Annotated in this window: 6 protein-coding genes and 1 pseudogene; 1 reads left to right on the forward strand and 6 read right to left on the reverse strand. The window is 32.4% G+C overall.

Annotated elements, in window-relative coordinates; all coding sequences use genetic code 11:
- Positions 1–178: 178 nt before the first annotated feature.
- The 6 genes and pseudogenes from AC1DJR_RS19915 to AC1DJR_RS19940 form a co-directional block, all read right to left on the reverse strand.
- The gene (locus tag AC1DJR_RS19915; RefSeq protein WP_088033510.1) at positions 179–676 is read right to left on the reverse strand and encodes a DinB family protein; all 498 of its coding nucleotides are present in this window, start codon (positions 674–676) and stop codon (positions 179–181) included.
- Positions 677–774: 98 nt separating this feature from the next.
- A complete protein-coding gene (locus AC1DJR_RS19920; RefSeq protein ID WP_176280939.1) occupies positions 775–1,233 on the reverse strand; it encodes a GNAT family N-acetyltransferase in 459 nt (152 codons plus the stop codon).
- A 97-nt stretch (positions 1,234–1,330) separates the two neighbouring features.
- Positions 1,331–2,005: an HAD family hydrolase gene (locus AC1DJR_RS19925; RefSeq protein ID WP_088033509.1), complete on the reverse strand. Its 675-nt coding sequence runs from the start codon at positions 2,003–2,005 to the stop codon at positions 1,331–1,333.
- 29 nt (positions 2,006–2,034) lie between these two features.
- Entirely contained in the window at positions 2,035–2,736 is a 702-nt protein-coding gene (locus tag AC1DJR_RS19930; protein WP_429688626.1) for a 5'-methylthioadenosine/adenosylhomocysteine nucleosidase, read from the reverse strand.
- A 13-nt stretch (positions 2,737–2,749) separates the two neighbouring features.
- Positions 2,750–4,157 (reverse strand): annotated as a pseudogene (locus AC1DJR_RS19935) (M3 family metallopeptidase).
- 210 nt (positions 4,158–4,367) lie between these two features.
- Positions 4,368–4,736: a DUF3888 domain-containing protein gene (locus AC1DJR_RS19940; RefSeq protein ID WP_341024945.1), complete on the reverse strand. Its 369-nt coding sequence runs from the start codon at positions 4,734–4,736 to the stop codon at positions 4,368–4,370.
- A 284-nt stretch (positions 4,737–5,020) separates the two neighbouring features.
- Between AC1DJR_RS19940 and AC1DJR_RS19945 the strand changes: the two genes are divergently transcribed.
- Complete coding sequence (locus AC1DJR_RS19945) at positions 5,021–5,608, forward strand: GNAT family N-acetyltransferase (RefSeq protein WP_193666141.1); 588 nt, start codon at positions 5,021–5,023, stop codon at positions 5,606–5,608.
- Positions 5,609–5,800 lie beyond the last annotated feature (192 nt).

Consider the following 5,800-nt stretch of genomic DNA (forward strand, 5'->3'; position numbering starts at 1 on the left):
ATGAAGTACTCATCCTTCTCCCACTTAATGAAAAACCTTACATTATGCTTTACGATGATGAAAATAATCCGCATTTTTATTATGTAAAAGGTGATCCGAAAACTTTATTGAAACAAATGAATGTTAAATTATAATTAATTAAAGATCCCGCAAGTATCATTCGCGGGATCTTTCTTTATCAGTTAACAACTTGATTTTCATTTAAAAAATTAATAATCTGCCTTTTGTGATGGTTATCGTGATCTACGAATTCTTTAATAATATATATTAGAGAGTACGGCATTCCAGTATGAGGACAATATGATACTCCATTGGCAGTTAAATGTTCCTTTAGCTTTCCAATAGACAGTCGGTTAAGCTCTTGAACAAGTAACTCTCTTTTAGCTTGTGCTTCTTCAAGAAGTTTTATCTTAGATATACCTGATTTTGCATAATTAGAGGCTTGTTTATTATATGTATCAAAGTCAGGGAACTCCATTCCCTGTCCATCTCTCACTGATGATAATGTCTCATGTAAAAGATAGTCATCCCAATTCATAATATGAGATACAATCTCACCAATAGTCCATTTCCCCTCTGATATTGGCGCTGTCCACAATTCTTCATTCATACCTTTCAATGTGGTTATCCATATTGAATAATCTTTAAAATCATTAATAATTTTATTTTCTCCCATCATCTAATCCCCATTCTAATAGTAGATTCAAATAAATTATATCATAAATCTACATAACATAGAACAAACGTTCCTTTTTGGGAGCAAATAATAATTCACTACATCCTTTTATCTAAGTTTAGATAATGGCTTGTTCCTACATACATTTTCCCTTTCGCAAATCCACTCGAAGTATAAAATTGATCCCCCTGTTCTGTATCTGTATATAAGACAACAATAGTAAAATAGATTTTTGCATCGCTTAAGATTCTCCCTAACAGTAACCTTCCTAATCCTTTCTGCCGGTAATCTTTTGCAATGTAAAACCTTCTTAATCGGCCAATCTTATTATCTTTCGTATACGGATCTTGATTTAATCCCCCGATTCCAATTAACGTATCCCCTCGAAAGATTCCATATAAACATTCACCTGTTTTACTAAATGTATTTCTTTTACTTTCATATTCATTTATTAGTTTTATTAAGAAGTTAAATCCTTCTTCTTTACTTTCCTGGACAAGGTGATTGACCTCATATTTTAGCAGATCTCCAATTTGTTTTATTTGTATATCTTCCAGCTTAATCTCCCACTTTCTCTATCCAAATGTATCTTTTTGAAAAATAAAAATGCCCAAGAATATATTATCCTGAGCATTCATTTGAATGTGAACTTATTCATTTTGTTATGTACGTATTCTTCAATTCTGGTAATATCCCCTTCAGTTCCATTAAATCATCAATTACTAAATCAGCATGAGCAAGCTCATCTTCTTGTGCAAAATCAAAATTACATCCAATCGCAATTAAACCATTATCTTTTGCCGCATTAATATCCGATAAACGATCCCCAACTACCGCTGCCTCTTTTATATCATACTTCTTCAAAATACCTTTAACTAAGTCACCTTTATTTAGCGAATGTATTTGTTCAATACTGAATGTTTCCGTAACCCATTGGTCTAAATCATAATAAGATACGATTGCCTGTAAATATTCCGTTAAACCATTACTAGCAATGTAAATGGAACAATTATTTTCTTTTATAAAACTAAAAACTTCCTTTACATTCGGATATAAAGCACCATTTCCGCTCTTTATATTTTCAATTAGTCTTTCTAAAAAATATGCATCTGTTTGTTCCCTTACTTCATTAGAATGATTAGGTAATAAAGCTTCCCAAACTTTAGGTAAAGGTACACCCATAATTTCACGATATTTATCAATTGGTGTTATCGTATTCCATAATTGTAGTGAACGTAAATGATCAAATGTATCATCTAGTGATAACTCTAAAATTTTATCTGTTTGAAATAAAGTTCCATCCATATCGAAAATTAGTGCCTGTAACATGATATTCTCTCCCATTCTTTACTTATGTACTACAATACAGCTTTACTCGAAATATGTTTAAGCATCTCAACAATAATTTCTGAACAATAATTCGCTGCGGTTTTCGCGAAATCATCATATGAAACTTGCGCCTCATCATCTGCACTATCAGAAATACTTCTTATAACGAGAAATGGTATGTCATTTATATGAGCGACATGCCCAATTGCTGCCCCTTCCATTTCCGTACAATGTGGTGCATATTTAGTGACTAATCGCTCCTTTAATTTTGAATCCTCGACGAAGCATTCTCCGCTGACGATTCTTCCTTCATGAACAGTAGTATTAAAACTACTACTATTAACAGCTTTTCGGGCTAAATCTCTTAATTCCTCGCTTGCATGAAACGCTTCTTGAAACGGAAATAGATTCTTCATTTGATTTTTATTAACATCATGATGTGTAACATTTGTAGAAATAACTAGATCGCCAATTTTCACATCCGGATGTAATCCACCCGCAACACCTGTATTAATGATAGAATTCACATCAAATTTATTAATTAAAATTTGTGTACATGCGGCGGCATTTACCTTTCCTACACCACATCGCGTAATAATAATTTCTGTATCCATGAAGTTTCCTTTATAAAAAGGTATTCCCGCAATAGTATGTTCCTCTTTAATAAGTAGTTTTTCTAATAGTAAGTCTATTTCTATTTGCATTGCTCCGATAATACCGATTCTGTTCATATATGTAGTCCCCTTAATTAATTTGCAAATATTCATCAATATCTTTATGAATTTGCATAAAAGCTTTATTCCAAAATTCATACTCTGTTAGATCAATATCAAAATGTTTTTTCATCAATTCTTCAACTGGGGCCTTTCCTGTTTCTCGTAAAAACTCTTTATACCTCAAATGAAATGCATTTTTATTTTTATTTTCCTTTGCTATTTCAATTAAACTAAAACTCGCTAAATACCCAAATGTATATGGATAATTGTAAAAAGGAACGTCTGCTATATAAAACTGAACGTATTTCATCCAAACAAACGGCTGATATTCTGTTAGTGCATTCCCATATGCCTTTTCTTGCGCGGCTATAGATAATTTCTCAATTTCATCAGCACTTAAAGGACCTTCCTTGCATTCTTCATAAAACTTCTTCTCAAACTGAAACGATGCACGAATTGCCATAACATAATTAAAACTATTTCTTATTTTCCAGCTAAGCAATGACTTTTTCATCTCTACACAATCTGTTGTTTGAATTAAATAATTCATGATTACCGTTTCAAAGAAAATAGACGCTGATTCTGCTGTACTCATTGGCAGATAATCATCTAAAAATGAAGTAGATTGTTCAAGACTCATAACATAAAAATGCCAAGCGTGTCCCAGTTCATGAGCAAGTACTCTTACACTATCAATTGTTCCATCATAACGAAGTGAAATGCGAGATTCTTTTTCACTGAAAAAAGGAGCACAAAATCCACCCGGCGGTTTATTATCTCTCGGTTCAGCATCGATCCAGCCATTCGCTATTGCATTCTGTGCGAACTGTGCCAATTCTTCATCTATATTTTTTAGTGCATCATATATGTTTTTTACTGCTACTGAAAAAGGAATAACAGTCTCCTTACTTTCTTTCCATGTCATTAGCTCGTACCATGTAATTGAATTCTTTCCTTTTTTATAACCGTTTAACGCAATTACTAGCTTCAGAAGATTTTGTTCCGTTGCATTCCACATTTGGGATAATGCAGTTTCAGAGATGCCATTTGCTTGTAGTGATTGTTTTAAAATCTCTGTTCCTTCCATTTCATCACTTTTAGCATGACGTAATCTTCCTATTTGATTCAATACAGTAGCAAAGATATCTTTTTCCTTATTCAAATCATTTGTAAGAGAATCAAATACTATTAATCTTTCATTATGATCATCACTATTCATCGCAACGTAATTTGCTTGTCCAAATGATAAAGTCTCTTTATCGTGTATTACTTCTATTTTATTTCTTAATTGTGTATACATATCTTCCCAAGCTTTTTGTTGCTTTATATTCAATTTTTAATCTTTCTATCGTTTCTATAGAAAACGTGAAGTTTTGTTCTTGAGGATATAGCCTGTCCAAATCCCATTGAGATTGAGATTGTATTATTTTATTCATTTTGCACCCTCCTTTTTTTACAAATAGTTACAAAACCCTACTCTTTTCACTATTATATATGAACTATCAAAAGTTTAATATCTTGAAATATTCAAACTTATATGAATGTAATTTGATATTTCATTTTCTATTTCTTCCTATTTATATAAGTTGTAAGTATTACTACTTCTGCTAGGGAATTTCTAGGTTCGTATAGAATACACTGTTTATTTACTCTTTCTTTTGTTTGAAGTTTATAACTTTTACTCCACTTGGATTAATGTTATAAGTAATTGTTACAACATGATTTGGTGGGTTATGAGCGTTTGTATAAGTTCGATACTTTGCAACGACAATGAAGTTAAAAGTGTATTTGGGGGATCGGTCAATTTTTATAACCTTCGCATCAGTTAAACTATACTGATGCGAAGGTCCAAGTTTGCTTTGAATCGTTCGACTTGCATACGGAGCCAATAAAGTGTTATAGGAATCATAAAAATCTTTATCAGATATGTTAGCTGCGTTTCCTTCTTTCGGAGATGCAAATATGACCATTATTAGAATCCCGTAAATTACTAGGGATAGTTTACTCTTTAGCATGAGATTCACTCCAGGCTTATTAGATGATAAACTTTAGGATGCTCTAAAAAATAATGACTATTCTCTTTATGTTATTTTTAGCTTATTAAGCATCAAATAAATCAGAGCTTTTACTTGCGAGTCAATATTTTTAATAAAATTTATGCTAGCTCGAATGACTGGAACTGATTTTTAAATATATTTCAAACAAATTGAAAAAATCCCACCCTAACGATATCTAAAGATGCTGGCTTTTACTGAGTATATATAGAATTTAAACATAGTAGAAAGTGAGAGAATAACTTATGACAACTCATATTGTACAATCAACCGACTACAATCAAGCATCTGATGCATTACGGCGCGAAATTGCTGTAATGCTACAGCAGGTTTGGCCAGATTTCGATTCCACGCCTAAGGAAACAATTTCAGAAACTCACCTTAAAGAATTTAATGTACGCTCATTTTATTCCTACATAGATGGAAAGTTAGTCAGCTATGCAGGTGTAGTGCGCAAAACTATCCATCATAATGGGCAAATATTTAATATAGCTGGACTTAGTTGTGTAGCGACTGATCCAGATTATCATGGGCAAGGTTTAGGTTTACAAACAGTTGCTGCAGCTACTGAATGGATTGAAAAACAAAGCGATATAGATTTCGGGATATTTACGTGTAAACCATCTTTAGCTCACTTTTATAATCGCGCTGGTTCCTGGCCTGTTTTACCGGATATAGTGCTTATTGGTAGAGAAGATGAAGATGCTTTATCTAGTGAATCCTTAGAAGTTGTTGTTTTAATGCGTTTGTTTTCAAAGAAAGCGAAATTCCATAAATCAATGTTGTGCCATACCACTATCAATCTTGATTTTCCAGTTGGCCAGTTTCTATAATACAGATAAACAGAAGCCAATTTCCATACGATTATGAACTGCCCCCCAATTGTTAGACATAGTCTAACAATTGGAGGTGCAGTTTTTTGTATGACAAAATTTACGAAGGATTCAAAGTTAACGCTCGTTCAAGGATTTAATCCAAAAATAATTTCTCAAACAGAATATGCAAAACAGATGCATACTACAAAA

This window comes from Bacillus sp. 05T31, from assembly GCF_056396725.1.

What these genes read in the sequence shown, in the direction of transcription:
- AC1DJR_RS19925 (WP_088033509.1), bottom strand. Translation starts at nt 2,005, where the DNA reads ATGTTACAGGCACTAATTTTCGATATGGATGGAACTTTATTTCAAACA.
- AC1DJR_RS19940 (WP_341024945.1), bottom strand. Translation starts at nt 4,736, where the DNA reads ATGCTAAAGAGTAAACTATCCCTAGTAATTTACGGGATTCTAATAATG.
- AC1DJR_RS19930 (WP_429688626.1), bottom strand. Translation starts at nt 2,736, where the DNA reads ATGAACAGAATCGGTATTATCGGAGCAATGCAAATAGAAATAGACTTA.
- AC1DJR_RS19945 (WP_193666141.1), top strand. Translation starts at nt 5,021, where the DNA reads ATGACAACTCATATTGTACAATCAACCGACTACAATCAAGCATCTGAT.
- AC1DJR_RS19915 (WP_088033510.1), bottom strand. Translation starts at nt 676, where the DNA reads ATGGGAGAAAATAAAATTATTAATGATTTTAAAGATTATTCAATATGG.